The sequence below is a fragment of the Metallosphaera sedula DSM 5348 genome (assembly GCF_000016605.1).
In the GTDB taxonomy this organism is placed as follows: Archaea; Thermoproteota; Thermoprotei_A; order Sulfolobales; family Sulfolobaceae; genus Metallosphaera; species Metallosphaera sedula.
The window spans coordinates 2,040,713-2,067,214 of sequence record NC_009440.1 but is presented as its reverse complement, the minus strand read 5'-3'; the positions used below and the strand labels follow the sequence as shown (position 1 = coordinate 2,067,214).

The 26,502-nt window shown below is 47.6% G+C and carries 32 protein-coding genes, 2 tRNA genes and 1 rRNA gene; 22 read left to right on the top strand and 13 right to left on the bottom strand.

Features of this window, described 5'->3' with window-relative positions; genetic code table 11:
- From MSED_RS11010 to MSED_RS11000, 3 genes are read right to left on the bottom strand one after another with little or no spacing between them, the layout of a single operon-like run.
- A complete protein-coding gene (locus MSED_RS11010) occupies positions 1–1,077 on the bottom strand; it encodes a tyrosine--tRNA ligase (RefSeq protein ID WP_048060189.1) in 1,077 nt (358 codons plus the stop codon).
- A 45-nt stretch (positions 1,078–1,122) separates the two neighbouring features.
- Positions 1,123–1,437 (bottom strand): hypothetical protein, encoded by a 315-nt coding sequence (locus MSED_RS11005; RefSeq protein WP_012022077.1) that lies wholly within the window; start codon positions 1,435–1,437, stop codon positions 1,123–1,125.
- Positions 1,438–1,476: 39 nt separating this feature from the next.
- Positions 1,477–1,881, bottom strand: coding sequence for a secondary thiamine-phosphate synthase enzyme YjbQ (locus tag MSED_RS11000; protein ID WP_048060188.1), 405 nt, complete (start codon positions 1,879–1,881; stop codon positions 1,477–1,479).
- Positions 1,882–1,922: 41 nt separating this feature from the next.
- On the opposite strand from MSED_RS11000, the gene MSED_RS10995 reads away from it, so the two are divergent.
- Genes MSED_RS10995 through MSED_RS10925 form a run of 16 tightly spaced genes read left to right on the top strand, consistent with a single transcriptional unit; the run spans position 1,923 to position 12,679 of the window.
- Positions 1,923–3,200 (top strand): AIR synthase-related protein, encoded by a 1,278-nt coding sequence (locus MSED_RS10995; protein WP_012022075.1) that lies wholly within the window; start codon positions 1,923–1,925, stop codon positions 3,198–3,200.
- A gap of 17 nt (positions 3,201–3,217) precedes the next feature.
- On the top strand, positions 3,218–3,715 hold the full coding sequence (locus tag MSED_RS10990; protein ID WP_012022074.1) for a 30S ribosomal protein S13: 498 nt from the start codon (positions 3,218–3,220) through the stop codon (positions 3,713–3,715).
- A gap of 9 nt (positions 3,716–3,724) precedes the next feature.
- Positions 3,725–4,267: a 30S ribosomal protein S4 gene (locus MSED_RS10985; RefSeq protein WP_012022073.1), complete on the top strand. Its 543-nt coding sequence runs from the start codon at positions 3,725–3,727 to the stop codon at positions 4,265–4,267.
- Entirely contained in the window at positions 4,245–4,643 is a 399-nt protein-coding gene (locus tag MSED_RS10980) for a 30S ribosomal protein S11 (protein ID WP_012022072.1), read from the top strand. The genes MSED_RS10985 and MSED_RS10980 overlap by 23 nt, the downstream gene beginning before the upstream one ends.
- Before the next feature lies 1 nt (position 4,644).
- A complete protein-coding gene (locus MSED_RS10975) occupies positions 4,645–5,433 on the top strand; it encodes a DNA-directed RNA polymerase subunit D (RefSeq protein ID WP_012022071.1) in 789 nt (262 codons plus the stop codon).
- Entirely contained in the window at positions 5,430–5,783 is a 354-nt protein-coding gene (locus MSED_RS10970; protein ID WP_012022070.1) for a 50S ribosomal protein L18e, read from the top strand. The genes MSED_RS10975 and MSED_RS10970 overlap by 4 nt, the downstream gene beginning before the upstream one ends.
- Positions 5,780–6,223, top strand: coding sequence for a 50S ribosomal protein L13 (locus tag MSED_RS10965; protein ID WP_012022069.1), 444 nt, complete (start codon positions 5,780–5,782; stop codon positions 6,221–6,223). Before MSED_RS10970 ends, MSED_RS10965 begins: the two co-directional genes overlap by 4 nt.
- On the top strand, positions 6,213–6,626 hold the full coding sequence (locus MSED_RS10960; protein ID WP_012022068.1) for a 30S ribosomal protein S9: 414 nt from the start codon (positions 6,213–6,215) through the stop codon (positions 6,624–6,626). Before MSED_RS10965 ends, MSED_RS10960 begins: the two co-directional genes overlap by 11 nt.
- Before the next feature lie 4 nt (positions 6,627–6,630).
- Entirely contained in the window at positions 6,631–6,831 is a 201-nt protein-coding gene (locus tag MSED_RS12085; protein WP_012022067.1) for a DNA-directed RNA polymerase subunit N, read from the top strand.
- A gap of 10 nt (positions 6,832–6,841) precedes the next feature.
- On the top strand, positions 6,842–7,519 hold the full coding sequence (rpsB, locus tag MSED_RS10955; RefSeq protein WP_012022066.1) for a 30S ribosomal protein S2: 678 nt from the start codon (positions 6,842–6,844) through the stop codon (positions 7,517–7,519).
- Positions 7,516–8,364, top strand: a complete 849-nt coding sequence (gene amrB / locus MSED_RS10950) for an AmmeMemoRadiSam system protein B (protein ID WP_012022065.1) — start codon at positions 7,516–7,518, stop codon at positions 8,362–8,364. The genes rpsB and amrB overlap by 4 nt, the downstream gene beginning before the upstream one ends.
- A complete protein-coding gene (locus tag MSED_RS10945; protein ID WP_225938829.1) occupies positions 8,342–8,992 on the top strand; it encodes a hypothetical protein in 651 nt (216 codons plus the stop codon). The genes amrB and MSED_RS10945 overlap by 23 nt, the downstream gene beginning before the upstream one ends.
- The gene (locus tag MSED_RS10940) at positions 8,962–9,636 is read left to right on the top strand and encodes an isopentenyl phosphate kinase (protein ID WP_012022063.1); all 675 of its coding nucleotides are present in this window, start codon (positions 8,962–8,964) and stop codon (positions 9,634–9,636) included. The genes MSED_RS10945 and MSED_RS10940 overlap by 31 nt, the downstream gene beginning before the upstream one ends.
- A complete protein-coding gene (fni, locus tag MSED_RS10935) occupies positions 9,633–10,733 on the top strand; it encodes a type 2 isopentenyl-diphosphate Delta-isomerase (protein ID WP_012022062.1) in 1,101 nt (366 codons plus the stop codon). The genes MSED_RS10940 and fni overlap by 4 nt, the downstream gene beginning before the upstream one ends.
- Positions 10,733–11,716 (top strand): geranylgeranyl diphosphate synthase, encoded by a 984-nt coding sequence (gds, locus tag MSED_RS10930; protein ID WP_012022061.1) that lies wholly within the window; start codon positions 10,733–10,735, stop codon positions 11,714–11,716. The genes fni and gds overlap by 1 nt, the downstream gene beginning before the upstream one ends.
- The gene (locus MSED_RS10925; protein WP_012022060.1) at positions 11,717–12,679 is read left to right on the top strand and encodes an MraY family glycosyltransferase; all 963 of its coding nucleotides are present in this window, start codon (positions 11,717–11,719) and stop codon (positions 12,677–12,679) included.
- A 78-nt stretch (positions 12,680–12,757) separates the two neighbouring features.
- Here MSED_RS10925 and MSED_RS10920 read toward each other — a convergent pair whose 3' ends face one another.
- Positions 12,758–14,122 carry a hypothetical protein gene (locus tag MSED_RS10920; protein WP_012022059.1) on the bottom strand — a complete coding sequence of 455 codons (1,365 nt, stop codon included), beginning with the start codon at positions 14,120–14,122 and terminating at the stop codon, positions 12,758–12,760.
- A gap of 228 nt (positions 14,123–14,350) precedes the next feature.
- Between MSED_RS10920 and MSED_RS10915 the strand changes: the two genes are divergently transcribed.
- Positions 14,351–14,426, top strand: a tRNA-Pro gene (locus MSED_RS10915).
- A gap of 113 nt (positions 14,427–14,539) precedes the next feature.
- A tRNA-Asn gene (locus MSED_RS10910) sits at positions 14,540–14,629 on the top strand.
- A gap of 134 nt (positions 14,630–14,763) precedes the next feature.
- Here MSED_RS10910 and rpl7ae read toward each other — a convergent pair.
- The 8 genes from rpl7ae to map all read right to left on the bottom strand — a co-directional run bounded on the left by rpl7ae (position 14,764) and on the right by map (position 21,218).
- Positions 14,764–15,141, bottom strand: coding sequence for a 50S ribosomal protein L7Ae (gene rpl7ae, locus MSED_RS10905; RefSeq protein WP_012022058.1), 378 nt, complete (start codon positions 15,139–15,141; stop codon positions 14,764–14,766).
- Positions 15,142–15,203: 62 nt separating this feature from the next.
- On the bottom strand, positions 15,204–16,904 hold the full coding sequence (locus MSED_RS10900; RefSeq protein ID WP_012022057.1) for a glutamate--tRNA ligase: 1,701 nt from the start codon (positions 16,902–16,904) through the stop codon (positions 15,204–15,206).
- Positions 16,904–17,572, bottom strand: a complete 669-nt coding sequence (locus MSED_RS10895) for a phosphoglycolate phosphatase (RefSeq protein ID WP_012022056.1) — start codon at positions 17,570–17,572, stop codon at positions 16,904–16,906. Before MSED_RS10895 ends, MSED_RS10900 begins: the two co-directional genes overlap by 1 nt.
- Positions 17,569–18,735: an HD domain-containing protein gene (locus MSED_RS10890; protein WP_012022055.1), complete on the bottom strand. Its 1,167-nt coding sequence runs from the start codon at positions 18,733–18,735 to the stop codon at positions 17,569–17,571. Before MSED_RS10890 ends, MSED_RS10895 begins: the two co-directional genes overlap by 4 nt.
- 31 nt (positions 18,736–18,766) lie before the next feature.
- Positions 18,767–18,885 (bottom strand): 5S ribosomal RNA (rrf, locus tag MSED_RS10885).
- A 33-nt stretch (positions 18,886–18,918) separates the two neighbouring features.
- Positions 18,919–19,113, bottom strand: a complete 195-nt coding sequence (locus MSED_RS10880) for a hypothetical protein (protein ID WP_012022054.1) — start codon at positions 19,111–19,113, stop codon at positions 18,919–18,921.
- 6 nt (positions 19,114–19,119) lie between these two features.
- Positions 19,120–20,265 (bottom strand): DUF1512 domain-containing protein, encoded by a 1,146-nt coding sequence (locus tag MSED_RS10875; protein ID WP_012022053.1) that lies wholly within the window; start codon positions 20,263–20,265, stop codon positions 19,120–19,122.
- A gap of 59 nt (positions 20,266–20,324) precedes the next feature.
- Positions 20,325–21,218, bottom strand: coding sequence for a type II methionyl aminopeptidase (gene map, locus MSED_RS10870; RefSeq protein WP_012022052.1), 894 nt, complete (start codon positions 21,216–21,218; stop codon positions 20,325–20,327).
- A gap of 52 nt (positions 21,219–21,270) precedes the next feature.
- Here map and MSED_RS10865 point away from each other — a divergent pair, with 52 nt between their 5' ends.
- The 4 genes from MSED_RS10865 to MSED_RS10850 are packed head-to-tail and all read left to right on the top strand — an operon-like array spanning position 21,271 to position 25,725.
- A complete protein-coding gene (locus MSED_RS10865) occupies positions 21,271–21,951 on the top strand; it encodes a metal-dependent hydrolase (protein WP_012022051.1) in 681 nt (226 codons plus the stop codon).
- 4 nt (positions 21,952–21,955) lie between these two features.
- Entirely contained in the window at positions 21,956–23,353 is a 1,398-nt protein-coding gene (gene pheS / locus MSED_RS10860; RefSeq protein WP_012022050.1) for a phenylalanine--tRNA ligase subunit alpha, read from the top strand.
- Positions 23,353–24,975, top strand: coding sequence for a phenylalanine--tRNA ligase subunit beta (gene pheT / locus MSED_RS10855; protein ID WP_012022049.1), 1,623 nt, complete (start codon positions 23,353–23,355; stop codon positions 24,973–24,975). Before pheS ends, pheT begins: the two co-directional genes overlap by 1 nt.
- The gene (locus tag MSED_RS10850) at positions 24,976–25,725 is read left to right on the top strand and encodes an alpha/beta fold hydrolase (RefSeq protein ID WP_012022048.1); all 750 of its coding nucleotides are present in this window, start codon (positions 24,976–24,978) and stop codon (positions 25,723–25,725) included.
- On the opposite strand, the gene MSED_RS10845 is transcribed toward MSED_RS10850, so the two are convergent.
- On the bottom strand, positions 25,702–26,499 hold the full coding sequence (locus MSED_RS10845) for a nicotinamide mononucleotide deamidase-related protein (RefSeq protein WP_374108058.1): 798 nt from the start codon (positions 26,497–26,499) through the stop codon (positions 25,702–25,704). The genes MSED_RS10850 and MSED_RS10845 overlap by 24 nt on opposite strands.
- Positions 26,500–26,502 lie beyond the last annotated feature (3 nt).

Sequence of the window (26,502 nt, the reverse complement as noted above, 5' to 3'; positions counted from 1 at the left end):
TCACCTGCTAACACTCCTTGCTATTTCTTTTGCTAGTTTATCATATTCAGGTCTAGATTTAATAGACTTCCTTAAAGGATCTATTATCTGGTTAAGCTTTCTTGCAGTTGCAACCTTAAGGTCCTTGGGATGTAATTTCCCTTCAGCGTAGGCTTTCTCCAGCTCTTCATAGGTGTTGAACTGTACATCCCCGCCAAACTTAGCATCCCTCTCTACCTTAAGTCCCCTATCATCGACCTGGAATAGGATGTACTTGTTAATTTGTAACACCGGGTTATTCTCCACAACTCCCTTGGGACAGTATGCTGTCATCAATTTACCCTCCACTTCTTCAGGCTCGTCGTTGATGAATATGGCAGTCTCAGGCTTGGATTTACTCATCTTTATGTCAGCCAAGGCGTCATCTTCGTCCACTCCAGGGTTCATCCTCTGCCCTCCCTGTAAGCCAACCAGGAGTGGCGTGTGAATTGCTATTACCTTCTTCTTGCCAAGCTTCTCAGCTACGTCCCTTGCAAGCATGTGAGCTTTCCTTTGATCCGTTCCACCCAGCGCTATATCTAAGTCCATATAGAAGATATCACTCACCTGCATCGCAGGATAAATCAGCTTAGAGGAATCTAGCTCAGCTTCATCGGCCTTCCTTCCCATGATAGTGAGTGCCCTCTTCATCCTAGCCAGGCTCGTGTTCTTTGCCACCCTTATTACCAATGACCAGTAATCCTTGTCCTTCACCATATCCTCAGCATCTATGACGTGAACCTTGCTCCTGCTAATTCCAAAACTGTCCAATACGGTAATAGCATAATCGCCTGCTAGCTTTATCATTTCCATATTCCCCCCTAGTTTGTCATTTATCCAGGCATGCCACGTTGCGACCAGGAGGCTCATGTCCACTCCGGCCTGCAATAGGTCCTTCACCTTTTGAGCCCAGATTAACCATCCTATATGGAATAGACCGCTGGGCTCAAAACCAAGATATCCCTTAAGTTTTCTACCGCTTTCCAAGGCTTCTTTTAATTCCTCGGGAGTAACAACCTCCGCGGTATTTCTAGTTATCAATGAGAGTTTACTCTCCAAGTAATCATCCCCTACAACAAAAGGCGAAATTAAGACTAAAAAGTCCTATTCATCCATGAGTTGCTTGAGAAACATGAGAACTGGGTGATTGTTTCCCAATCTGTTCCTCAGGTCCTCTACTATAGCATCAAGATCTAGTTCTGTCTCAGTCTCCAATAACCTCCCGATTAAGGCCTCGGTAAAAAGGTAAGAGTTAGTCACGGTTCTCTCATCCGTGGGTGGCTCCTCGTCTCTAAAAACATGAAAGTTTTCAGATCCTGAGAATAACATTGCTAGGTAGTCGTCCACTACCCTTTGTATACACTCTCTGCTTTCGCAAAAGCCCAACCTATCAAGTGGAGATAGAAATCCAGGAGGCAAACTGATCGCTGTTAATTATCACTCTGAAAATAAAAGTTATTATTCACCCATCACCTTGACCTGGATTCTCCTGGTTCTAGGCCCATCGAATTCGAGTAAGATGATCCTTTGCCACGTTCCCAAATCCAGTTTGCCTGACTTAACGGGTACGGTTCTAGAGTTTCCTATGATCATTGCCGAGATATGTGCATGACCGTTATTGTCAATTATGTTATGTTTAAATTCTCCATTTGGAGGAACGAGTTTCTTCATCCATGTTAGGTAATCCTCCATGAGACCTGACTCTGGCTCATTAACGATAATGGCACACGTGGTGTGCTTCACAAATATGTGGGCCACTCCGTCTTGAAAATCTCCCACAGATGCCTGCACTTCATCTGTAATATCTACGCTTTGAAACCTCGACGTGGTCCTAACGTCAAATTCTCTTGTCAAAATTTTCATTTGACCTCAAATTTATCAGAGGGTGGGACGTATTTAGGCTTATGGATCTAGAGGGATATGCAAGGAGATTGTGGAATCACCTCGACGAGTCTCAAATGAGGGAAGAACTACTTCGCTGGTTAGAATTCTATAAGGGAAAAAGGGAGCTTAATCAGGATTTTGTGGACGCCGTAATAAGGGAGGTCAAGAATTCAGAGAATTTTAAGGAATTCTCCTTCACGAGGGTAGGCCTCACGGCAGGAGACAGTGGCCTAGGTTCCAGGGGTCTTGGGGATAATCTAATTCATCTGAAATTATTTGAGCTCAGTAAGAGGAATCTCGAGACTTTTGATGATGCGGGAATAGTTCAGGACATAGTTGTCTCTGTGGACGGAATACACTCCAGACTATCCTACTTCCCTTTTCTAGCTGGATTTCATGCAACAAAGGCCACCCTTAGGGATATCATGGTGAAAGGTGCAATCCCGCTGGGCATCCTTGTGGATATTCACCTTTCCGACGATAGCGATGTTTCCATGCTCTTCGACTTTGAAGCCGGTGTATCAACTGTGGCTGATGCCTTGAACGTACCAATTCTGGCTGGTAGCACGCTGAGGATTGGTGGTGATATGGTCCTGGGAGAGAGGATAAGTGGGGGCGTTGCCTCTGTGGGGAGACTCCAGGGAGAACCATTCACTAGAAAGAGAATTAGTGAGGGACAACATATAGTCATGACAGAAGGCCATGGAGGTGGAACAATCTCGTCCATGGCCATATTTCATGGCATTGAGGGTGTAGTGGAGGAGACCCTAAGGGTAAAGGATCTTGAGGCATGTCTTGCCGTGAGACGTGTTAGAAATCTCGTAAGCTCCATGACAGACGTTACTAACGGTGGTATAAGGGGTGATGCGTTAGAGATTTCGGAGGTAACTAACGTAAGCCTTGTGATAGACGAGGATGAATTCCTCTCTCTCATAAACCCAAGGATCAGGAAGGCCATGAATGAATTGGGCATAGACCCCTTTGGTCTCTCGCTTGATTCCATCCTTATTTTCACCAATAACCCGGACGAGGTTATAAGGACCTTGAGGGATAATCACGTACAAGCTAAGACCATAGGGGAGGTCACGCGAAGGAGAGGATATCCAATAGTTACCCGCGATGGAAGGGAGATGAGACCCGCCTTTAGGGAAAGCCCCTACACTCCCATTAAAGCCGTCATAGGAAACTACTCCCCCATGGATCTAGATGAGATTAAAAAGAGACTGGAAAGGGCCTACCTGAACTCTTTGTCGAAGAAGGAAAAGGTATTGAAAAACTTAAAAACAGGGAGTTTATAGAGCTCTAGACGGTCTTAATGTCAGAATCGCAGTTTAGGTACATAGTTAGGCTCTTTGGTCAGGACGTAGACGGTACCATGAAGGCCCCGTATGGTCTAGCCATGGTGAAGGGGATAGGCTATAACACCGCAAGGGTTATTCTCATGAAGTTGAATATTGATAAGGATAAGAGGCTTGGTGAGCTCACAGACCACGAGTTAAAGAAGATAGAGGAGATGTTGGCTAACAAGAAGATCGAATCATTGCCAGCATGGATATTCAACAGGAGGAAGGATATAGAGTCTGGCCAAGATTTGCATTACGTGACTTCAGATCTTGTGTTCGTCGTAAGGAACGATATTGAGAGGGAGAAGAAGCTTAAGAGCTGGCGTGGTGTTAGGCATTCCCTTGGCCTAAAGGTAAGGGGCCAAAGGACAAGGACTACGGGAAGAACAGGAACGACCATAGGAGTTAAAAGGTCTAAAGCAGCACAGCCCTCTGGAGGGCAACAGTCTCAACAACAACAGAAGAAGTAGGGTGATTAGATGGGAGATCCTAGGAAAAGTAGGAGGAAGTGGGAAGGTCCAGGGATGCCCTGGTTATCCCAGGCATTAAAGTCGGAACAGAAGATTATGGGTGATTACGGCCTCAGGAACAAGAAGGAGATATGGTTAGCCAGGACCATTGTAACAGGATACAGGCATATGGCAAGATCGCTCTTAGCTCTACCGCCAGCAGAGAGGGCAGTGAGGGAAAAACAGTTGCTAGGCAAGTTGTATAAGCTAGGTCTCTTAAAGTCAGAACAGTCAACTATAGACGATATCTTGGGCCTAGAAGAGGAGAGCCTTTTGGAGAGAAGGTTACAGACAATAGTCCATAGAAAGGGGTTAGCCAGAACAATTTACCAGGCACGTCAACTTATAGTTCATGGTCATATAGCTGTAGGAGGCCGTAAGATAACTTCTCCAGGGTATATCGTGAAGAGGGACGAGGAGGACTCGATAGACTTTTATCCTACGTCCCCCTTCAAGAACAATCCGCCAACAGCAGGTCAAGGTGAGGTAAATGTCGAGCAAAAGGGAAATTAGATGGGGATTAGCTAGAATATACGCCTCCCAGAATAACACCATAATTACGATCACTGACATTACGGGCGCCGAGGTAATATCTAAGGCATCAGGTGGCATGATGGTCAAGGCTGATAGGGAGAAACCCTCACCATATGCAGCCATGTTAGCTGCCAATAAGGCAGCTAGCGATGCCCTGGACAAGGGGCTCATGGCGATCCATATAAAGGTGAGGGCACCAGGAGGTGCAGGACCAAAGACACCAGGTCCTGGAGCGCAACCTGCCATTAGATCTTTGGCTAGATCTGGGTTCATCATCGGAAGAATTGAGGATGTGACTCCAATACCCCATGACACAATCAGGAGGCCTGGAGGCAGAAGAGGAAGGAGAGTCTGACATGCCTATTCAGGTCCTAAAGAAGGAGAACTATTTTCTTTCAATCTTAACCAAGGATTACCCTCTGGAGTTCGTTAATTCCATCAGGAGGGCTTCAATGCTCTACGTCCCAGTAATGGCTGTGGACGAGGTTTACGTGATCGAGAACAATAGCCCACTTTATGACGAGATGTTGGCCCACAGACTTGGTTTAATTCCCTTTGATAGTAAGGACGCGCTTGATTACTATAGGAGGCCAGAGGAGTGCATAGAATGCACAGAGAACTGCGATAGATGTTTCACCAAGGCGTATATAGACGTTAAGGCAGAGGATTCACAGGTAATGGTATACTCTAGGGACATAAGGACAGAGGATCCCAACGTTACCCCCATCAGTAAGGACATTCCCATAGTTCTTCTTGGTAAGAATCAGAAGGTCACACTGGAAATGAAAATGAGATTAGGTTACGGTAAGGAGCATGCTAAGTTCAATCCAGTATCTCTCGCAATTCTGAGGTACAAACCCAAGGTTGAGGTAAATAAGGATTGCGAGAAGGCAGTTGAGGTATGCCCAGAGAGGGTATTTTCCTTTGAGAACGGCAAGTTAAAGGTAGTGAATGAGATGGCCTGCACTCTATGTGAGGAGTGCGTGAAGGCCTGTGAGGGGATAAACGTGAGCCCAGAACCGAATCAGTACATCCTTGAAATAGAGTCTGTTGGCTCTTTGGAGCCTAGGAGAATTTTAATAGAGGCAACAAAGAGTATACTGAGCAAGATCGAGGAGTTGAAGAAGAAGGTGGAGGGATTATGAAAAGAACCGGGAGTACCAATATCGAAAAGAGGAAGTTAATTCAATTCCTGAACAAGCAAGACAAACCCCTATGGGAGGCTGTAGCCAAGGAATTGGATGTTCCCTCTAGGAAGGTTAGGACCATAAACCTCTATAAGATAGATAAATACACCAAGGAAGGGGACATCGTGGTCGTTCCTGGGAAAGTTCTGGGGGTAGGTAATATTTCGCATAAGGTTACTGTTTTCGCGCTTGACTTCTCCAAGAGTGCGCTAAACAAGATAAGGAGTGCTGGTGGTAAGGCTCTTCCCCTTTCTCAGGGGGTTGAGGAGATCAAGGGTAAAGTTAATGTGAGGTTGATGCATGGATGACTGAAACTGTTATTGTGGATGGAGAGGGCCAGATATTGGGTAGACTGGCCTCAAAGGTAGTTGGATTACTAAAGGAAGGGAAGAGGGTCGTAATAGTTAATGGGGAGAAGATAGTAATAAGCGGTCCCAGGAATAGGGTGGTAAACGGGTACATGTTGCTTTTCAGTGTTGGGACGCTGTTCAATCCCTATAAGCTAGGTGTTAGGAGACCTAGGACTCCAATCAACATTGTGAAGAGGACCATCAGGGGCATGTTACCCAAGACCCATAGGGGTGAGACCATGTTAAAAATGGTCAAGGTCTATGTTGGAATCCCGAAAGAGTTGCAGGGTAAAGAAATGATGAAATTTGAAGACGCGAACGTAGCAAGATTAAAAGGCAAGTATATCACAGTTGGTGAGTTGTCTAAGATTTTGGGGTGGAAGGGAAATGTCAACTGAGTCGCGCGTGATAATTACAAATTCCAGAAGGAAGATGGCTAGGGCAAAATGCTATCTCTTCCCCGGGAAGGGAAGGATATTCGTGAATGACGTTCCCATAGAACTAATCCCAGTGGAAGTAATCAGAATGAAAATAATGGAACCTATGTTGCTAGCCGGTGAAGGAATTACTTCCAAGGTGGATGTGAAGATCTATACCTATGGAGGAGGAATAATGGGTCAGGCTGATGCAGCGAGAATGGCTTTAGCCAGGGCCCTAGTTAGATTTACAGGGAGCCAGGAGCTCAAGGAGCTTTACAAGAAGTATGACAGAACCATGATGGCCGGAGATCCTAGGCAAACTGAGGCCGAGAAATGGATGAGATATAGCGCGAGAAGATGGAGGCAGAAATCCTACAGGTGAAACTATGATCATCCCTGTCAGATGCTTCACATGCGGTTCCCTTATAGCTGATAAGTGGGATGCGTTCAGCACTAGGGTTAGGGCTGGAGAAGACCCAGGAAAGGTTCTTGATGACTTGAACGTGAAGAGGTTATGTTGTAGACGTAGCTTGCTTACACACGTTGACATTATAAGGGAAGTAGTTAATTACACTAGACCAATTTAGGTGGTAGGAAATGAGCGAGAACGAAAGAGGAACACAATTAACCGAGGAGGAGAAGGAGGAGCTTCAAAGGGGAGAAAAGGGCGCAATAATAGAGCTTCTAGTACCCCTAGAGAACTACCTTTCCGCTGGAGTTCACATAGGTACTCATACCTGTACAAGATATATGGAGAGGTTCATCTATAGGGTTAGACCAGAGGGCCTTTACGTTCTAGATGTAAGAAAGATTGACGAAAGACTTAGGGTAGCTGCCAAGTTCCTTTCCAGGTTCCAACCACAGTCCATTCTGGCTGTGGCCTCTAGACCATACGCATTCACTCCAGTCCAGAAATTTGCTGAGGTAGTAGGTGCAAGAGCTGTAGTTGGGAGAATGGTCCCAGGCATGCTCACGAATCCCTACCTGGAGGATTTCATAGAACCAGAGGTTCTTCTGGTTTCTGATCCGAGGACTGATACACAGGCAATAAAGGAAGCAGCTGATATGGGTATACCAGTGGTCGCATTCTCTGATACTGACGCTAAAGTGGATTACGTGGACCTGGTTATACCCTCAAACAATAAAGGGCGTAAGTCGTTAGCTCTCCTTTACTGGGCACTGGCGAGACAAATACTTAGGGAAAGGAAGGAAATTGCTCCAGACGCTGATATACCTGTAAAGGTTGAGGAGTTCGAGGTGAAATTATCTCAGTGAAAAGGAGACCTGCAGTAGCAGGTTCCTTTTATGAGGATGATTCTGCACAGTTAAGGAAAAGGATAGAGTGGGCTTTTCATCATCCAATAGGTCCCGGGGGAATTCCCTCTGTTGGTTCCACGGGTTCTAGGAGTAATCCAATTTTTATTGTTCCTCACGCAGGTTACATATATAGCGGTCCGGTAGCAGCCCATTCATATTACTACCTGGCTCAAGAGGGTAAGCCGGACATCGTAATAATTCTTGGCCCCAATCACACGGGTTACGGCTCTCAGGTCTCCATATGGCCTGGAGGTGATTGGGAGACACCCTTAGGCTCGGCACAAGTTAATGCACAACTCGTGAAGGAGTTAGTCTCCGTATCTGAGGTCGTGGATATAGATGAGAAGGCACACCTCTACGAACATTCCATTGAGGTTCAGTTACCGTTCCTTCAATACTTCTTTGACAATCTTTCCATCTTACCCGTGGTTATACTAATGCAGACTCCTGAGATTGCCGAGTTTGTGGCGGAGGGAATATGGAGGTTCATTCAAAGGCATAGCGATAAAGACATTGTTGTGCTCGCAAGTTCAGATCTTAATCACTACGATCCTCACGATGTGACAATGACCAAGGATGAACTGGTGATCAGGAAGATTCAGGACATGGACTATAAGGGACTATACAAGGTTGTGGAGGAATACGACGTTACCGTCTGTGGTTACGCGCCTATAATGGCATCTTTGATTCTAGCAAAGAAAATGCATAAAAAACCGTATATTCTCAAACATGCAACGTCAGGCGATACCTCAGGCGATAAATCCAGCGTGGTAGGCTACCTTGCCACAAGATTCAGTGATTGAGGCCCCGCTCATTCTATCGGGTATGTGGATCGACGGAGTGAATAATCCCTTTCTCGTGGTTCAGGCGAAATTTCGTTTTTCAAGGATTGAGACTCCGTCCTGGTGGGACCAATTCAGCGAATTGGTTAAGGAGGCTACGGGTTTTACTCCCCCCGTGGTTCAAGGTGTAGACATACCCGTGGCTTCACAGTACGCTATCACTTCCCTTGAGGCGCTTAGGATACTGGGCAAAAGGATATCACTAACGGAGGACGAGATCTGGGAAACCCTAGAGATGGTGGACGAGGCCATGTTTAACTATTATGCGCTTAAGGCCATGAGACAGGTTCAGAGAAGCGGTACACCTATCCTTTATAGGGAGGCCGAGGATCCAGTTCAAGTTAGGATTCCAATCCTCACCGTAAGGAAGCTCATGAGCTATCCTCTTGAGAAACCAAGTTATCTAGATAACTCGGTGGTGCACTTAGTGGGCATAATCCCTGTACTTCTGAGCGAGAGGATTGATGAGGTCAACATGAACCTAGAGAACGGCCTCTGGAAGTCCCTTTATGGTCTCAACACTCCTCCTGGAAAGTATAAGTGGGTCTGGGATCTGGGATGGGCAAGCCTAATCGAGTTATTAAACTAGGGGGTAGTGCGATCACTTGTAAGGCAGTACCCTACTGTGCAGATCTTCCAGTGATAAGGCAGATAGCGGGAGAGATCAAGGATTTCGTCGATGGTCTTGTGATAGTCCACGGGGGTGGTAGCTTCGGACATTTCGAGGCTGGTAGAAATGTTCCCGTGAGGGTGAGCCTGACCTCTGCCTCCATGGAGGAACTTAACACCATCTTAATAAGGGAGATGGCCGTCAGAGGTATCAAGGGATTCCCCTTACCTGGAAGGTTCTTTGACCTGGAAAGGTTGGAGAGGATCCTAGATCATGGGATGGTTCCCGTCGTTTTCGGGGACATAAAAGAGGATGGGACCATAATCTCTGGAGACGATCTCACGATCTCAATAGCACGCGAGTACTCCTTAACGGCACTTTTTGCCACAGACGTGGACGGAATCCTAGTTAATGGGCAAGTTATACCTGAGCTGAACGAACCACATTCCCTCACCAATCTTCCTTCTTTGTCCTACGATTTAACTGGTGGGATGAGGGAGAAGGTAAGGAAAATACTCCAGAATAATATTAATGCAATGATATTTAATGGTAAGAAAAGGGGAAACGTTTTTAACGCATTGAAAGGAGAAAGGATAGGTACGTTGATCAAGGTGAGTAGATGAGCTTAATTAACAGAAAACTTGAACATGTGGAGATCTGCCTATACGAGGACGTTCAAGGAATTGTCTCAACCCTCCTAGAGGACGTAACTCTCATTCATCAGGCCATGCCAAGAATGAACTTTAGGGACGTAGACACTAGGGCTGAATTTCTGGGCAAGACCCTTTCGCTTCCCCTTATGGTTACAGGGATGACTGGAGGCCACGAGGAACTGGGAAAGGTAAACGCGGTCATAGCAGAGGTTGTTGAGGAGCTTGGTCTTGCCATGGGGGTGGGGAGTCAAAGGGTGGCGGTTGAGAGACCAGAAACAGCTGAAAGCTTCAAGGTGACCAGGAGGATGGCCCCCACAGCACCTCTGGTGGCTAACCTTGGTTTACCCCAAGTAACAAGGGGTTATGGCGTGAAGCAATTCATGGACGCAATACAGATGATAGAGGCCAACGCTATCGCCGTCCATCTTAATCCTGCTCAGGAACTTTTCCAGCCAGAGGGAGAACCAGAATACCCCCTCTCTGCCCTGGAAGCGTTGCGAGACATATCAAAGGAGCTCAACGTCCCCGTGATAGTTAAGGAGTCAGGGACCGGCATGTCCATGGAAACGGCGAAGTTGCTTGCTGATCATGGGTTCAAGATACTGGATGTATCGGGGCAGGGAGGAACAAGCTGGATAGCTGTGGAAATGGTGAGGAACAGGAGGAAGGGTAACTGGAAGTATGAAAGCTCCCAGCTATTCTCAGGCTGGGGAATTCCAACTGCTGCCTCCATAGTGGAGACTAGGTATTCTGTCCCTGACAGTTACATCATAGCCAGCGGAGGAATAAGGAATGGCCTGGACGTGGCGAAGTCCATCTCGCTGGGGGCAAACATTGCTGGAATGGCCAATCCTGTCCTTCATCACGCGGTAAGGGGTAAGGAGCAACTGAAGAAGTTCTTTGAGGAAGTGGCGTTTCAGCTAAGGGCAGCAATGTTCCTTACAGGCTCAAGGGATGTCAAGACCCTCAGACACGCACCTCTAGTGATCTCAGGGAAACTCAAGGACTGGCTAGAGAGTAGAGGATTAACCTTATCAGTTTATGAAAGTATTAGAAAAGGAGCTTAATGGATCTAGACCAATATTTTGAGGAAATAGTAGCTAAAGTCAATGCAACCATGGACAGTTTTCTTCACGGCGACACTAGGGAGCTCTATGAAGCGTCACGATACCTGATAAGTGCTGGAGGAAAGAGACTGAGGCCCCTAGTAGTGGTACTTTCCTCAGACCTGCTAGGTGGTGAAAGACACAGGGCCATACTCGCAGGAGCCGCGGTTGAGGTTCTTCATAATTTCACACTAATACACGACGACATAATGGACCAGGACACGACAAGGAGGGGTATTCCCACGGTTCACGTGAAATGGGGAATCCCCACTGCGATCCTGGCGGGAGATCTTTTACACGCTAAGGCCTTTCAAATCCTTACAGAATCGATCAAGGGTTTGAGCGGTGACGTAGCCTATAAGGTGTTGGACTGCTTCTCGAGATCAGTTATAGTGGTTTCCGAGGGGCAGGCAATGGATATGGAATTCGAGAAGAGGTGGGACATAAGGGAGAAGGACTACCTCGAGATGATAAGGAGGAAGACCGCTCAACTGTTTGCGTGTTCAGCCTATCTGGGCGGAGTGCTAGCTGGTGGTAGTGAAGAGGAAGTGAACAATCTCTACGAGTTCGGTGAGAAGATGGGGATAGCGTTCCAGATAGTTGACGACATTCTTGGTATTACTGCTGACGAGAAGGAGCTTGGAAAACCACTTTACAGCGATATTAGGGAAGCTAAGAAGACCCTCCTCGTTATAAAATCGCTTGAGAGGGCTAACAGCGAAGAGAGGAAGATCATCATGGAGGGTCTAGGATCAAACGACATGTCCAAGTTAAAGGCCACAGCTTCCCTCATAACTGGACTTTCCCTTGATTACGCCTACGAGTTGGCAAGGAAATATCACGAGGAGGCATTGGCTCACCTCTCAAGGGTAACTCCTAGAAACGAAAACGCCGTGAAAGGCTTACGAAGCATAGCTGACATAGTCATTAAAAGGCGAAAATAGTTGCTTGACGTAGTATTACCGCTGATCATTGCGTTCGCCGTAACGATTTTGACCACAAAGTGGGTAATTGGTATATCTAAGGCAAGGGGTTTCGTGGGAAAGGACGTTAATAAGCTGGATAAGCCAGAGGTGCCAGTCTTGGGAGGGATTGGTATCCTGGCAGGTTTAGTGGCGGGGAACTTCGCGCTCCTGGCCATAGATCAAGAATACGCAGGGATCATCACTGCTGTCCTTCTCTCCTCCTTGATAATAGGGTTCATAGGGCTTCTTGATGACGTACTTAACCTTAAGCAGTCTGTGAGAGCCCTAACCCCAGTGTTCGCCTCAGTTCCGCTAGCAATCTATAGTATAGGGCATTCCATCATATCCATACCTTTCATAGGCCCGGTGAATTTTGGGTTATTCTATTACGTTATCATAATACCTGCTGCGTTGACCATAGCCTCTAACGCCTTTAACATGCTTGAGGGATTGAACGGGTTGGGGACGGGTATGGGACTGATCATGGCGTTGGCCTTGGCTATCATTGGTTTGAGGGGTGTTGGGGTTACCGCAGAGGCAGGGGATATGGCCCTCATCCTGGCGGTGGTTTTGGCAGCTTTCCTTTATTTCAATAAGTATCCTGCCAAGGTGTTTCTAGGAAATATTGGTACCTACCTAATAGGTTCAGCCATAGGCTCAATTGGTATATCCGGTTACATGTTGACTGCCTTGGCCTTCTTGTACCTTCCCTACGTTCTCGAGTTCGTTCTGAAGGCCAGAACCAGGTTTAAGGGCGTCTCCTTCGGACAAGTGAATTCAGACGGAACCTTGACCTGGAACGGTTCCCCTAATTCGCTAACTCATGTAGTCATGAAACTAGGGAGGTTTAGGGAGTATCAGATTGTGGCCTTTATATGGGGGATAGAGATAGTCATGGCCGTGCTCGCAGTAGTGTTCCAGACCACGGTGATCAGGATTTGAGATTGGTCAAGGCCTGGTGTCTCCATTGACTTGAGAGGATCTAGTGTCTTCAACCTGGGTGTCTTAGTATCTTCGCGCTCAAGTACAATTCCCTAACCTCAGGCACAGGTAGGTCCTGTGAACCTGCTGTCTCACAGGGTCAGTATGGTCTGGATGGCTTGGGGCCTTGAGCTCCTCGACTATGTCCCTGGCCAGGTTCTCGATCCCCCTCTCGAAGAGTTCCGCGGTCCACTCCAGCTGATCCACCGCTAGGTCAGCCTCCTCCTCGTTGAGACCCGCCTTGACCAGAGCCTCCTCGAGCCTTATGGCGTCCACAAGAAGGTCAACAGCTTGAATGAAGGCCTGCCCCACTCCCCTCGAGTTAGCATATTCCACGATGTCGTTGAAGTTGTAAGAGCGGGGTGGGGGAACCAGGTAAGAGGACTTCACAACGAAGGAGGCGCCCTGATAGCTCTCCTCAAGATCTGGGATGATCCCCGAGTCTCCCACGAAGCCAGCGAGGCCCAGTTGCTCGCATTCGCCCGTGCAGGGTAGGTTGGCGAAGAACGGGGCCCCCTCTATCATGGGGAACTCGCCTACCCCGAGGCCGAAAAAGTCACGGACTGCCGAGAATAAAGACGGGCCTACTCCTTCTACAGGTATGGAGCTCAGCGTGTTGGGATAGGAGACGTAACCGGGTATTCCAAAAACGGACAAGGGGTTCTCGGTGGCTGCCTGGGCGGGCAACCAGGTTGGAATAATCTCCGAAGCAAACCTAATAGCATCGGCCACATTACCTTTTAAAGCTGCTCCATCGAAGAGCTGTCCATGGCGAAGTCCTAGTTCCGCTATGAACCTATAAACATCTGGCACAAACGACGGGATCATCCCCATCTCGAAGAAAGCCCCGAACTCCGTGATGTCCTGGATTATCCCTGACCTGCATGGAGAGGCTGGAGGGATGAACTCACTGACAAACTCGACCTCCTTGTGCGGTCTCATGGGCACAGCCGTTATCCCATAGGACCCTGACAACAACCTCCCAATCAAGTTGGAGTCCGAGCTGAAGCTAAGGCCTAAACCCGATTGCGAAGCCCCCAACTTGTTCACGTTGTATGCCCAGGCCTGCGAGTAACCCCCAAGGAAGACGTATATCTCCCTGGTCTGGCCACTTGTGTTAGTCCCCTGGCTCTTGACCACAATACCATGCCTCACCAGCTGATCTATCCCCGACACGCTGGATGTCCTGCCCGCGGACGAGAACCTAGCAGGATATATCAGCGATGGCTTCAGGGTGAGTGAGCCTGGGTCTCTCGTGACGTCGTTAACCGCGCAAGTTGACTCGGCTGTGTCGACAGCCACCGTGAGCCCAATCATGGCTGTGGAGAGCCACTCCAACACGTCCCTCAAAGAGACATCGCCCAAGATCGAGATCAGGTTCTTCGTTTCAGTTTGTGTTGCCATTACTTGAAAAATCGTAACCTAGTATATAACTTTTGTTTCATATTATAGATGATTCATGGAGAAATCTGATCGAACACTGTCAAGTGATTACAGACTAAGCTTATAAAGGAGAAAACACTTTATTTAATCATACAATACTAAAACTCTTAACGCGATATTTGGGGACGCAATACTTTTGAGTGGTGGCGAGATTAAGCTTAAATGCCATACCTTCTAAAGAAGTTGAGCGGGGCCGTCGTCTAGTTTGGTCCAGGACGCCAGGCTTGGGCCCTGGTAATCGGGGGTTCAAATCCCCTCGGCCCCATCTTGACGGCTTATAAATGGTCCTTCTCCACGTTCGACGGAAATCTAAACGTTGAGGTCAAAACTCACGTGAGAAAGTTTTAAATGGGATGGTCCGTGTTTTATAATGCGCGTGCCGCGGTAGCTCAGCTGGCAGAGCGCTCGGCTGTTAACTTCTAGTTGACAGAGACCGAGCGGTCGACGGTTCGAGTCCGTCCCGCGGCGCTCTTGTTTTCTTACGCTTATCATCAAATTAACCTCCGTCAATGACACCTGACTCGCTTAATTCCCTAGAACTAGAACGTATCAATCAAAAACGAATATTCCAAAAAAGGCTTGTAAATAAGCCTGTCAAAAAATTAAGACTTACCTGTAAGCTCCGAGACTCTCTTTATTACTTCGTCTAAAACGTCCTTGCCCTGTCCTGGATCCAATATGGCCGCAGCTGCCGCGCCTACCTGTAGTCCGCAAGCTTCGCCTATGCCCTTCTTGGTGGGAACGTAAATGTATGGTATCTTCTTCTCCTCACACAAAGGTGGTAGATGTGCTACTATTTCCTCAGGTTGAACGTCCTCTGCAATGAGGACAAGCTTAGCCTGCCCTCTCTCTATGGCCTTAGTAGCTTCGTTTGTTCCCTTCCTAATCTTACCTGTTTCCTTAGCTTTCTTTAGAGCCTCTAGGGCTTTCTCCGCCAATTCTGGCGGAACATCGAATTTTACATAAGATGGTTTAGCCATTTGCGTTCATCCTCCTTCCTATGTCGTCACGCCGTGGATTTTAAGCCTCGAGAATTAAAAAGTTACTCATGTGCGAATATCATGGTAATCTCACCACGTGATATGCTGTCCACTCTGGCGAATCCGTAGCGAACCAGCTGGACAATATCCCCTGGCTTTAGGGTCTCAAAGTACCCCTCGCCGTAGCCCCTGATCTCCTCGACATCCTTGTTTGGATCAGCCTTTATCACGTTCACGCTCTTGCTTTCACTTTTCTTCACCCACTGGATTATGTTAGCTCCCATTCTCTTGGCAGACTCTAGATCCTGGCTGAGGAACCTCAATCTGTCTCCCTCTATCTTAACGTTGCAGAGGTCCATGAGCCTCACTACCTTCCCCTCCTCAACATCGCCCTTATCCAGGTAAATCTCGTCACCAGGTTTCACGAAGATCTCCCTAAACTCCTGTCTCGCAGGTATTAGGGGAACCTTGGCCTTCATCTCCTGGGGGATCTCCAGTTTAAAGAGTACCCCTTCCCTGACAAACATGAGCCTCTTGGCAACGGGATCCAGGAGTTTCCTATTAACAGAGGCTATATTATCGAAGCTAATGGTCGCGTCTGTCACCTTCAATCCCACCTGGATGATGATCTCTCTCACGGTGTCGGGTATGATCCCCCTCCTCCTTAACCCTGCTAGAGTGGGTAACCTAGGATCGTCTCTCTCTGACCCGGTCTCCAGCATCCCCCTGATCTTGGACTTGCTCATCATAAAACCCTCAAGTTTCAGTCTTCCAAATTCAAGGACGGTTGGCATTTCCCATCCCATGTAATCGTAGACCCATCTCTGTTTCTCGGTGTTGGTCGTGTGCTCCTTTGCACGGAGGATATGGGTTATCCCGAACTCGTGATCATCCACGGCCGTGGCGAAATTGTATGTGGGCCATACCCTGAACTTATCCCCTGCGATGGGGTGGGGGTTTCTCTTGGTATCAATGATCCTGAGCATTACCCAGTCGATCTTTGAGGGATCAGGGTCCTCCGGATTCGTCTTTATCCTCACCACAGCTTTACCCTCGTCAAAATCGCCGTTCAGCATCTTCTCCCAGAGCTCGAGGTTGACCTCCGGTGGATTGGTCCTGGGCTTATACACGGTTTTGTTCCTTGAGTCCCTCCACGCCTTGAACTCCGCGTCACTAAGGGTATCAACGTAGGCAAACCCCTTCTCGAGCATCACCTTAGCCACATTGTAGTAGGCGCTCATTCTCTCCGAGGCCTTAAACTCAAGATCCCACGTGATGTTGAGCCATCTTAAATCGTCCCTGATCCAGTCGTAAGCCTCCTTAATGGGTTTCTTCACCTTGGGATCGGTGTCGTCAAACCTTAGGATGAATTTGCCCTTATACATCTTGGCATACTCGAAGGACAGGACCGCTGCCCTGGCGTTACCCAGGTGAAGTGGACCATCGGGGTTCGGGGCAAACCTCGTGACCACAGTGCCCTTAACGTTTGGAAGCGGGGAGAGAGTCTTTTTCTCCTCCTTCTTCCTCTCCTCCAGAAGCTCAGGGTACTTCTGCAACTCCGCAGTCTGTTGTTCCAGGGACATCGCGTTAACCTTTGCAACCATCTTCTCGGCGAGTTTAACCACTTCCTTGGCGTTCGCCTTAAGCTCTGGCCTCTCGGCGAAAACCTTACTCACAACGGGGCCTACCTGGGCCTGTCCGTTGTGTTTCACCGCGTTCCAGAGGGCATACTTGTATACAATTTCCTCTAACTCCATGGTCATCAACTCAGTAACATGTCAATGAATTCCATAACTCCTGCTCCGCTTTTTAATTTAAGTGAGATCGACGCCACTCTCTTCAGCTCTGGGTCCGCGTTGGACACCGCGGCCGTGATTCCTGCTTCCCTGAACATCTCTATGTCGGTCCTGGAGTCCCCTATCGCTCCTGTTTCCTCTCTCTTCACATTTGCGAGTTCCAGAAGCTTTCTAACCCCAGCCCCCTTCCCCCCAGGTTTACCTGAAAGGTGCAGGGCGTATCCACTGCTCTGGACAACCAATCCCCTTTCCTCCGCCCACTTGATCATTTCATCCTTCAATTCAGCCGGGGTGAAACCAAAGTCTGACCTCCTGAACTCGTTCTGCCAGCTCTCCCTAAGGTTGAAGGTTTTCGCGAACTCTGAGACTACTTCCCTAGGGACGGTTTCACAGACCCTGAAAGTTACTCCCCCATGAAAAACGAAGCAACCGTTTTCAGCAACTAACCCCCCGCTTAGTCCCAGGTAGTTGTGTAATCCCCTTAAAACAGGGTATGAGTTTCCGCTGACCAGGGCCACCCTGATACCTGCCTTCTCTGCTCTCCTGAGTGCCTTGATCGCGCCTATGTCCACTACGTAGGTACCCCTGTCCTCTGTTAGGGTACCGTCTAGATCCGTTAGAAGCAACTTGATCAAATTATTTCCCTGGCTCTATTGACAAACCTTCTATCGACATAAACTCTTCTAATGATAAGTCTCTCGGGTATTGACCTGAGGAGAGTAGGATAACCATCAAGGTCTATTTCCCTGTCCTTAGTCATCACCCTTATCCTGGACTTATCCAGGATCGAGATTTTTTCCTCAAAGGGATAAAGAGAATCTTGGGGGATATGTCTCGCAAGTCTATCTGTTACCTCGTTGAATTTTGTGTCCTTTTCATTATCATAGCTTATTTCCTCATAAACGACCTTGGGTCCTCTCCTGTCTAGGAAATCCTTGATCATTTGCGACGTAGTTGAGTTGGGATTGGCGGAGTAGCATCTGTACAGGGATCCGAACACCCACTCGTCATCCCAATAAGGGAAAGTGCCCCTCTCTATCATTTCCTTAATGTCCTCCACCTCAAGTCTGGTTTCGCATTCCTCTAGGAGTTTTGAGTAAATGCTTCTGAGAAATAGTTCATACCCTAGGATTGTCTTATGATAGTACACCGCCTGGTACATGTGAAGTCTTGACAGGTAGAAGTTCTCTAAACTTATTATTCCCTTGTCCTGGATCGAAATTCCATTTTCCCTGTAGGAGATTGTGAAGATTAGTCTATCTAGGTCTATTCTTCCCAGTTGAATTCCAGTGTGCGTGGAGTCCCTTATTAGATAATCCATCCTGTCAACATCAACATCTCCATCAATTACTGAGGTCAGCATGCTAGTTCCGTTAAGGAGATCCCTAACTTTCTTGTGATCTATTCCATAGTCGTCCAGTATGTCAGAGATGTGACTCTTGAGAATCAGGTCCCTGAGCTCTTTATTTCCAAGGCCCTTCGTGATATAGAAACTTTCGATTGCATGGCTGAAGGGGAACTGACCTAGGTCATGAATGAGGGCCGATATCTTGACAAGGGTTAACTCCTCACCGGTAATGGCTCCTTCTTTTAGCAGTTTATTTCCTATCTTATCAGCCAAGTAGTAAGTACCCAAGGAGTGACTGAACCTTGTGTGATTAGCTCCAGGGTAGACAGTGTATGCCAGACTGGTCTGTCTAATTCTTCTCAATCTCTGGAATTCAGGTAAATCCGCTAGCTTAACAGATAGATCGTCTAACTCTATAGAGCCATGAACTTCGTCAAATATCCTCTTCATGGGCAATAATGCAAAATGTAAAATTAAAAGTCCATCCCAGCTTGGGGTAGCTGCGGGCCCTTTCGGATCCCACCGCATCCCCAACGCAGGGGACTTTACTTCCGGGTTCGAGATGAGTCCGGGTGTTGCTCCCCCGCTATGGCCGGGTGGACAAAATTATCTAGTCAGATCTGCCTTAAAAAATTATTTCTTAGGTGTTATGGACTCAGCATATATTCCAGCAATGTAGAGTGGGCCATTATCCTTGGGACAATTACCCACAAGTTTGAGTACAAAGTCACCTACCTGGAAGTCTCTCTCTTGAGTGTAATCGCATTGCATGCATTTTATGAGAGTTTTAACCTTCAGATTTTGCTTGGAATCAACGCTTATTGCCATTCCCTATCACTGGGCTATGCCCGCGGTGTTACCTACTCCAACCACTACGACAGTACTTCCGGGTTTCGTCCTTTCTAGGATAATTCTTTTTACGTACTCTATGGCCTTATCAGCTGCCTGGTACACTTCTTTCCTCATCTCTGTGATTGCCTCCTCCATGCTCATCTTAACTATGACTGCGTCAATGGGTATTCCGTACTTTACTGCTACCCTCTCTATGGCTATCTTTTCAGGTCCTGGGTCACCCATTGCTACACCCATACCTTCTGCCACGGAACCCGTCTCCTCTCCCTCCAGCTTCAGCGCCGCGTCTACCGTTATTATCCTGGAAACTCTTCCGCCTTCCCTCTCTATTACGTTCTGTACACCTTCACCTGGAGTGCCTACAGTTGCCATGGGGCCCTCTGCCTTAACTACGACTATTTTCCTTCCTTCAAATTCAATCGATCCAGCTATGGTATCCTTGCTAACAGTGAATTTCTGATCAGCTTTCATCAAAAACCTTGAGGCAACCAAGGGACCAAGTCCGTCTCCTATGGGTATTCCCTGAAGGAACACCTTCTGTGCCTTGGCATATGCCTCTGCATACTTCACGTAGATGGGAGCTACCATCTGGAGTTGGTACATTATCATGATGCTGTTTAGTTTCTTTGCCATAATGAGGTAATGTCTAATCACCTTGTAAATCAGGTTGAGCGCGTTCACTACTTCGGTGGAAATTTCTATCTGGCTCCTAGTCATGGGATCAATGTTTGGGTTAGCTGCAGTGATCATTTCCCTCACTGTGTCCTCGTTGCTTCTCATGAGGAGCTTCATTCTGTTAATGATATCTGTTGGTTCAACGCTAACTGGGTCTATTACGAACCTATCTATTATTCTGTCCACGAAAGCCTTTGGATCAGCAAATCCCTTATCCTTCAAGAGTTTCTCGGTTAGTCCCCTGGAGTCCTTAAGGTAACCCTCTATCATCTGAAGCTTCTGTTCAACATCCCTGCTCAGGAACATGATCTGGGTTTTTTGCTGAACTCCTGGGAAGAATGAAAGGGCTAGAAGGGCGATGAAAAAGATGTAAAATATATACGAGAACGCCAAGGCTGCCCCGCTTTGACCTTGACTACTGGTCTGTGCAAGAGCTATTATTAATCCATTCATAATGTTCGTATAGACACGCGTTTGTGAGAAATTAAACTTTTATCAAAGTACCAGTAACCTCAGGTTAAAACGAGAGTTCCCTTCTCGTCGACGTAAACTGTATGTTCAAATTGGGACACCATACCCTTTCTGACCTCTAGTAGAACTGGGTAGGCGTGAAGTGCTCCGCGTTTGCTTAGGTTCCTAAGGGTCTGCTCAACCTCTTCTTTGCCACCAAGGTCCGCTAGCCACCTTTCAGAGAAGGGCAATGTCTTGAACCTTTTATCAATCTCCTCCAGGTATTTCCTCTCGATTTCGGTTAACCCCCTCAACTGTTTCGATCGCAATGAGTAAATTGTCACGTCCTTTCCCTCAACGACCTCTCCACCACCATCAGTGGCAAATGGTTCAATCGCGTAGGTATTTCCTCCCTGGATTCTTCCCGAGATCCTTTCGAAGACGTTAGGTACAAAGATGCCAGCGTGGAGCTCGTATCTTCTGATTAGATGTCCCCCAAGATTCCTTATGGGTTTGAATCCGTATCCCTTTATAGTCTTCTCAATAACCCTCCCAATATCCGAGAGTGATGCGCCCATCTTGAAATTGGAAATGGCGGATTTCAGTGCGTCCTTGGCAGCCTCAGCTAATCTTTCCATTCTATCGTCGAGGTAAACAGTTACCGCAGTGTCGGTTATGTAACCCTCTATATGAGCACCTATGTCCAGCTTTACTATTGCTCCCTCAGGAATCACTTTCTCGTCTCCAATTACTGGGCTGTAGTGCGCCGCCTCGTGGTTTATGGAAAGGTTGCAGGGAAAGGCGGGTTTAGCTCCAGCCTCTATTATGGCCTTTTCTACGGTCTCACAGACATCAATGACCTTGACACCTGGTTTTATCATTCTAGCACCCATATCCCTGGCCCTAGAAGCTATCTCGCCTGCAGTCTTTACTAGCTTTAATTCGTCCTCGGTCATGGAAAGAAAATACGTGAATGAAATTTTTATTTTTAGCCTAATACAATGTCCCATGTCCCAAATTAGATGGTTAGGCCACGCGGCAGTGGAAATACTTATTTCAGGTAAAAGGGTGATAATAGATCCCCTGATCAAGGACAATCCACTTTCCCCAGTGAAGCTTAACTACCTGGAAGGCGTAAGCGTAGTTGGGGTTACACACGACCACTACGACCACTTGGGAGACGTTGTGGAAATACTAAAGATGAATAGTAACGCAAAGCTCTTTGCGACCTTCGATCTGGAGATGTACCTCGTAAATCAGTTTAAGGTCCCAGAGGCACAACTGATTCCAGCAAACGTTGGTGGCTACGTGGAGCACGAGGGGATAAGGCTGGCTCTTACCAAGGCGGTTCACTCCAGTGAGCACAGCGATCCCACAGGGATAGTGGTCTCTGATGGCCGCACCACGATTTACCACGCTGGAGATACCGGACTCTTCGAGGACATGAAACTAATAGGCCAAGTTTTCCAACCAGACTACGCCCTCCTGCCAATAGGCGGGAGATTTACCATGGATCCTAGGCAAGCAGTTATTGCTGTTGACATGATAAAGCCAAGAAAGGCAGCAATTCCCATACACTTTAACACGTGGGACATGATAAGGGTAGATCCACAGGAGTTTGTGAAGGGAGTTAAGGACAAGGGATACGAGGCGATTCTACTACAGCCAGGCCAGTCCATCGAGTTGTAGGGTAATGCTGAGCGAGAACGAGATCAAAATCTTGGATTTTTTAAAGAGGAGAAAGGAATCAACCTCCCAGGAGATTGCAGAGGGAACAGGTCTTCCCCTGAGCTCAGTGTTTAGTATTATCGCAACCCTAGAATCTAAAGGTATAGTGAAAGTCATCTCAGAGGAGACCAGGAAAGTAGTCAGACTAACGGACGAGGGAAAACTTAGGACCGAACAAGGGCTTCCAGAGGACCGTTTAGTTACTCTCCTCAACGGAAGACCCTTAAAGATCCAGGAGTTGAGAAATGCACTGGGCAAGGATTTTGAAATAGGGTTCGGATGGGCCAGAAGAAAGGGATTAATAACCTTGGAGAACGACACGGTAATACCCAAGGTTTCGCAGTACGTATCACCTGAGTACACGGCGTTAAAGGATCTGCAGGCTGGAAAGGAACCTACTGGCGAGGTTCTAGAGATCCTTCTAAGGAGGAAACTTGTTGAGGTGAAGGAAGAGAAGATGCTAAGGGTTCAACTCCTGAGGGAAGTAGAGACAAGGCCAGCCGAACTTTACGTAACTCACGAGATGTTAACCACGGGTTCTTGGAGAGAATACGAGTTTAAACCCTACAACGTGGAGGCTAATCCGCCTTTCTTTCCCATAGGGAAGACCCACTACTTTAGGGACTTCATTGAGAAAGTGAAGGACCTCATGGTGGGGCTTGGTTTCGTGGAAGTGTCTGGAGACTTCGTGGAGACTGAATTCTTCAATTTCGACATGTTGTTCCAGCCACAGGATCATCCGGCCAGGGAAATTCACGATTCCTTTGTGATTGAGGGAAAGGGTAACTTACCTGGTTCTGACCTCGTTAGGAAGGTTAAGGAGGTCCACGAGAAGTGGTGGAGATATTCTTGGAGCGAGGATAACGCAAGAAGGCTTGTTCTGAGGAGTCAGACCACCGCTGTTACTGCCAGGGTCTTAAGTGGTGCACCAAAGAGAATAAGAGCCTTTACCATAGGTAAGGTGTTTAGGCCAGACTCCATTGACGCTACTCATCTCATAGAGTTTCATCAGATGGATGGACTGGTCATAGAGGAGGACTTCACGTTCAGGGACCTCCTTTCTACTTTACGTGATATATTTCAGGGACTTGGGGTCAAGCAGGTAAAGTTCAAGCCTGGGTATTTCCCATTCACCGAGCCCAGCGTAGAGGTTTACGGTTTCATTGAGGGCCTAGGTTGGGTGGAGATGGCTGGGGCGGGACTGCTCAGAAAGGAGGTTACGGAACCAGCAGGAGTTTTCTCGCCAGCAGGAGCATGGGGGATAGGTATAGACAGATTGGCCATGCTCTTTCTAGGTGTCAAGGATATAAGGGATCTATACTCGCTCGATATAGAGTACCTGAGATCGAGGAGGGTGATCTAATGCCAACCATCAACCTGAACAAGTGGATACTGCAGGATATGACGGGGTTGAACGAGCAGGAATTAGTGGATTATCTGTTCAAGTTGAAATCAGAAGTCTCACCAGTAAGTCAGGACGAGTATTCCATAGAGGTAAACGCTGATAGGTTGGACATGCTGAGCCTCGGCGGGATTGTGAGGGCGTTAAAGGGAATAACGGGCAAGGAACTAGGGGAGCCCAGTTACCCCGTTAAGGACACGGATTACGTTCTTGAGGTCGAAAAGGTAGCCTCTAGACCATACGCTCTTGCGTGCGTCATTTACAATGTGAAGCTTAGTCCAGATTTCTACTTAAAGGAGCTAATCCAGTTTCAGGAAAAACTCCATGATACCATAGGAAGGAGAAGGAAGAAGGTAGCCATTGGAATACACGATCTTGAGAAGGTAGAGGGGAAAATAATTAGATATGCCCCAGTTTCCCTCTCTACCACTTTCATTCCACTAAACCAGGAAAGGGAAATGAGCGTAAGGGATGTCCTGCAAGAGACACCGCAGGGGAAACAGTACGGAAACATATCCGTCTGGGACAGCAACTCCCCTGCAATAATGGATGAGAGGGGGATCCTGAGCGTACCTCCGGTTATTAACTCGGACAGGACGAAGATCACTGGTAATACCAAGTCGCTCCTCATTGACGTTACGGGAACGAACTTTGAGTCCGTTATGGAGACAATGGACCTCTTGGCCACGGCTCTAGCTGAACTGGGAGGGATAATTGGGAGAGTAAAGGTAAGGGGGATGAGCGTCGATAGGTCACCTGTGTTGAGGCATACCTCAGTTCCATTTAGTTTGGATGACGTGAATAAGAGACTAGGAATTCACGTATCTAGGGATGAGGCCATCAACTTGATCAGAATGATGAGAATGGAGGTGGAGACTAACAAGGATCTCGCGGTTATAGTTCCACCATACAGGGTCGATATAATGAACTACACAGATGTGGCAGAGGATATCGCAATGGCTTACGGGTACGATCGCTTTACGCTGGAGTCGGGAAGAACCGCGAGTAGGGGGTCCCTTTCGGAAAAGTCTGAAATTTACAGAAAGTTAAGAACCCTACTTGTAGGGGCAGGGTTTCAAGAAGTATATACGCTTGTCTTAACAAAGTCCAGTTACCAGAGGGGGGAGGCGGTAAACATAGCTAATCCGATCTCCGTGGAATACGATTCCGTTCGCAACTCGTTGCTGTGGAATAGCCTTGTGTTCCTATCAAATAATCAGCACTCTAGGTTTCCTGTGAGGATATTTGAGATAGGTGACGTGGTTAACAGGGATGATAGTAAGGACACCAAATACTCTAACTCAACTAGGCTGTCCATGGCCATTATGGACAGCAGGGTGAGTTACGAGATGCTTCAGGCCCCACTGCACGAGGTATTGCTCAATCTCTTGGGAGTTGCTCCTTCCTACAGGAGGTTCGAGAGCGACATCTTCATGAAAGGAAGATCAGCTGAAGTGGTTGTCAAGGGCGAGACAATTGGCAGGTTGGGTGAGGCAAATCCAGAGTTATTAAGGAGTTTTGGTCTATTATACCCGGTGTTACTAGCAGAACTTGATCTGGATGCCTTGAGGAGGGTGATGTGAATGCCAGTCCTGGAGTTAGCCGATGTGGATCTTCATTATGAGGTAAATGGTATTGGGAAACCATTGGTAATGATACACCATTTAGCTGGAGCTACTCAAAGCTGGGAGCTTGTGGTTAACGATCTAGCTTCAAAGTTCTGGGTCATAACGTATGACTTGAGGGGACATGGGAAAAGCTCAGTCCCTCCCTCAAGATACACAATTTCAGATCATGCTCAAGACTTGAAAGCCCTGTTGGAATATCTAGGTGTGAAGGATCCAATTGTGGTGGGACACTCCATAGGTTCACTCATTGCGATAGAGTATGCCCTAAAGAACCCAGTAAGCAAACTGGTACTCATGGGGGCACTGTATAGGGCACCAGATCCCATACCCTACATGAGGTATATGGACATTGCCACTAGATTCGGAATGGAGGCCTTGGCGTTCTATAGGAGGCTTAATGGGGAGATTCCTACCAAGATAACGCAGTCCTTCTGGTTATGGTCTAAATTCCTTCAGCTCTACAGGAACACGTCGGTTGTGGGCTACATTAACACGGTAAGGGGACTTTTGGAGGCCCCGAACTACGAGTCCGAGATAGGCAAGCTTGAAGGCCTCACCCTAATCTACGGGAGCGAGGACAGACTTAAGGCAAACATGGAAGTCTTTAGGAAGGCCAAGGCTAATTACTTTGAGATTCCTGAGACCGGTCATTTTCCAAACTTGGAGACTCCTGGAGAACTGCTAAGGATTCTGAACTCTATCTAGCGTCCCACCCAATTCCCTGACTACGGCCTTTACCCTTTCTTTCACACTCCTCACAATCTCCTTCACTCTATCAGGATTCTCACCGCTATACGCTATTTGAACTTCCAGATAGGGTTCGCTAGTTTCGTGCCCCTTTGGATGGGTCTTTATGTAGACTCCGGTTTCCTTAACTATCCCCTTTATGTGGGGAGCCAGAGTGGACTCCATAACTCCCCTTACCAGGAAACTCTCTTCGTAATAGTATACAGGAGGACGTCTAGTTAGCATGTGGTTTAGGAAGCTCTCCAGGACGCTCTCCATTTCCCTTGGCACGCCTGGAGTGGCCACAATGTCGGTCCCGTTAACGTTGAGCGTGAAGCCCGGTGCAATCCCAGCCTCGTTCCTTATGGGTTTTGCCCCTTCAGGCAGTAGGGCCATCTTTAGCCTCTCCTGGGTCAAGGGTAGGCCCCTGGTTTGGTACTTCTCCCTTAGTTCCCTTAGGGCATCCTCATTCATAACTAGTTTCCGGTCTAGACCTTTGGCAATACCTTCCGCTGTCATATCATCGTATGTGGGTCCTAATCCCCCACTGACTACCACAATGGCAGGACTCCTCCCCAGGATTTCCTTTATCACACTAGCTATTTCTTCTAGCTCATCCCTAATCGCAGTGATCCTTCTAACGGAGAAACCCATGAGTGTTAGCCTTGAAGCTATGTAAGAGGCATTGGTATTTACAGTTCTGCCAGTCAGTAGCTCATTTCCTATAGTTAATATCTCTGCCGTATATAGCATACG

Bases quoted from the DNA above. Each gene is read 5' to 3' on its own strand.
- MSED_RS10940 (WP_012022063.1), top strand. From the start codon at position 8,962: ATGGGCAAGCCTAATCGAGTTATTAAACTAGGGGGTAGTGCGATCACT.
- MSED_RS10920 (WP_012022059.1), bottom strand. From the start codon at position 14,122: ATGGCAACACAAACTGAAACGAAGAACCTGATCTCGATCTTGGGCGAT.
- pheT (WP_012022049.1), top strand. From the start codon at position 23,353: ATGCCAACCATCAACCTGAACAAGTGGATACTGCAGGATATGACGGGG.
- MSED_RS10960 (WP_012022068.1), top strand. From the start codon at position 6,213: ATGTCAACTGAGTCGCGCGTGATAATTACAAATTCCAGAAGGAAGATG.
- MSED_RS10890 (WP_012022055.1), bottom strand. From the start codon at position 18,735: ATGAAGAGGATATTTGACGAAGTTCATGGCTCTATAGAGTTAGACGAT.
- MSED_RS12085 (WP_012022067.1), top strand. From the start codon at position 6,631: ATGATCATCCCTGTCAGATGCTTCACATGCGGTTCCCTTATAGCTGAT.
- MSED_RS11000 (WP_048060188.1), bottom strand. From the start codon at position 1,881: ATGAAAATTTTGACAAGAGAATTTGACGTTAGGACCACGTCGAGGTTT.
- MSED_RS10865 (WP_012022051.1), top strand. From the start codon at position 21,271: ATGTCCCAAATTAGATGGTTAGGCCACGCGGCAGTGGAAATACTTATT.
- fni (WP_012022062.1), top strand. From the start codon at position 9,633: ATGAGCTTAATTAACAGAAAACTTGAACATGTGGAGATCTGCCTATAC.
- MSED_RS10970 (WP_012022070.1), top strand. From the start codon at position 5,430: ATGAAAAGAACCGGGAGTACCAATATCGAAAAGAGGAAGTTAATTCAA.
- MSED_RS10875 (WP_012022053.1), bottom strand. From the start codon at position 20,265: ATGAATGGATTAATAATAGCTCTTGCACAGACCAGTAGTCAAGGTCAA.
- gds (WP_012022061.1), top strand. From the start codon at position 10,733: ATGGATCTAGACCAATATTTTGAGGAAATAGTAGCTAAAGTCAATGCA.
- pheS (WP_012022050.1), top strand. From the start codon at position 21,956: ATGCTGAGCGAGAACGAGATCAAAATCTTGGATTTTTTAAAGAGGAGA.
- MSED_RS10965 (WP_012022069.1), top strand. From the start codon at position 5,780: ATGACTGAAACTGTTATTGTGGATGGAGAGGGCCAGATATTGGGTAGA.
- MSED_RS10845 (WP_374108058.1), bottom strand. From the start codon at position 26,499: ATGCTATATACGGCAGAGATATTAACTATAGGAAATGAGCTACTGACT.
- MSED_RS10995 (WP_012022075.1), top strand. From the start codon at position 1,923: ATGGATCTAGAGGGATATGCAAGGAGATTGTGGAATCACCTCGACGAG.
- MSED_RS10880 (WP_012022054.1), bottom strand. From the start codon at position 19,113: ATGGCAATAAGCGTTGATTCCAAGCAAAATCTGAAGGTTAAAACTCTC.
- MSED_RS10980 (WP_012022072.1), top strand. From the start codon at position 4,245: ATGTCGAGCAAAAGGGAAATTAGATGGGGATTAGCTAGAATATACGCC.
- MSED_RS10990 (WP_012022074.1), top strand. From the start codon at position 3,218: ATGTCAGAATCGCAGTTTAGGTACATAGTTAGGCTCTTTGGTCAGGAC.
- MSED_RS10975 (WP_012022071.1), top strand. From the start codon at position 4,645: ATGCCTATTCAGGTCCTAAAGAAGGAGAACTATTTTCTTTCAATCTTA.
- rpl7ae (WP_012022058.1), bottom strand. From the start codon at position 15,141: ATGGCTAAACCATCTTATGTAAAATTCGATGTTCCGCCAGAATTGGCG.
- map (WP_012022052.1), bottom strand. From the start codon at position 21,218: ATGACCGAGGACGAATTAAAGCTAGTAAAGACTGCAGGCGAGATAGCT.
- MSED_RS10900 (WP_012022057.1), bottom strand. From the start codon at position 16,904: ATGACCATGGAGTTAGAGGAAATTGTATACAAGTATGCCCTCTGGAAC.
- MSED_RS10850 (WP_012022048.1), top strand. From the start codon at position 24,976: ATGCCAGTCCTGGAGTTAGCCGATGTGGATCTTCATTATGAGGTAAAT.
- MSED_RS10985 (WP_012022073.1), top strand. From the start codon at position 3,725: ATGGGAGATCCTAGGAAAAGTAGGAGGAAGTGGGAAGGTCCAGGGATG.
- rpsB (WP_012022066.1), top strand. From the start codon at position 6,842: ATGAGCGAGAACGAAAGAGGAACACAATTAACCGAGGAGGAGAAGGAG.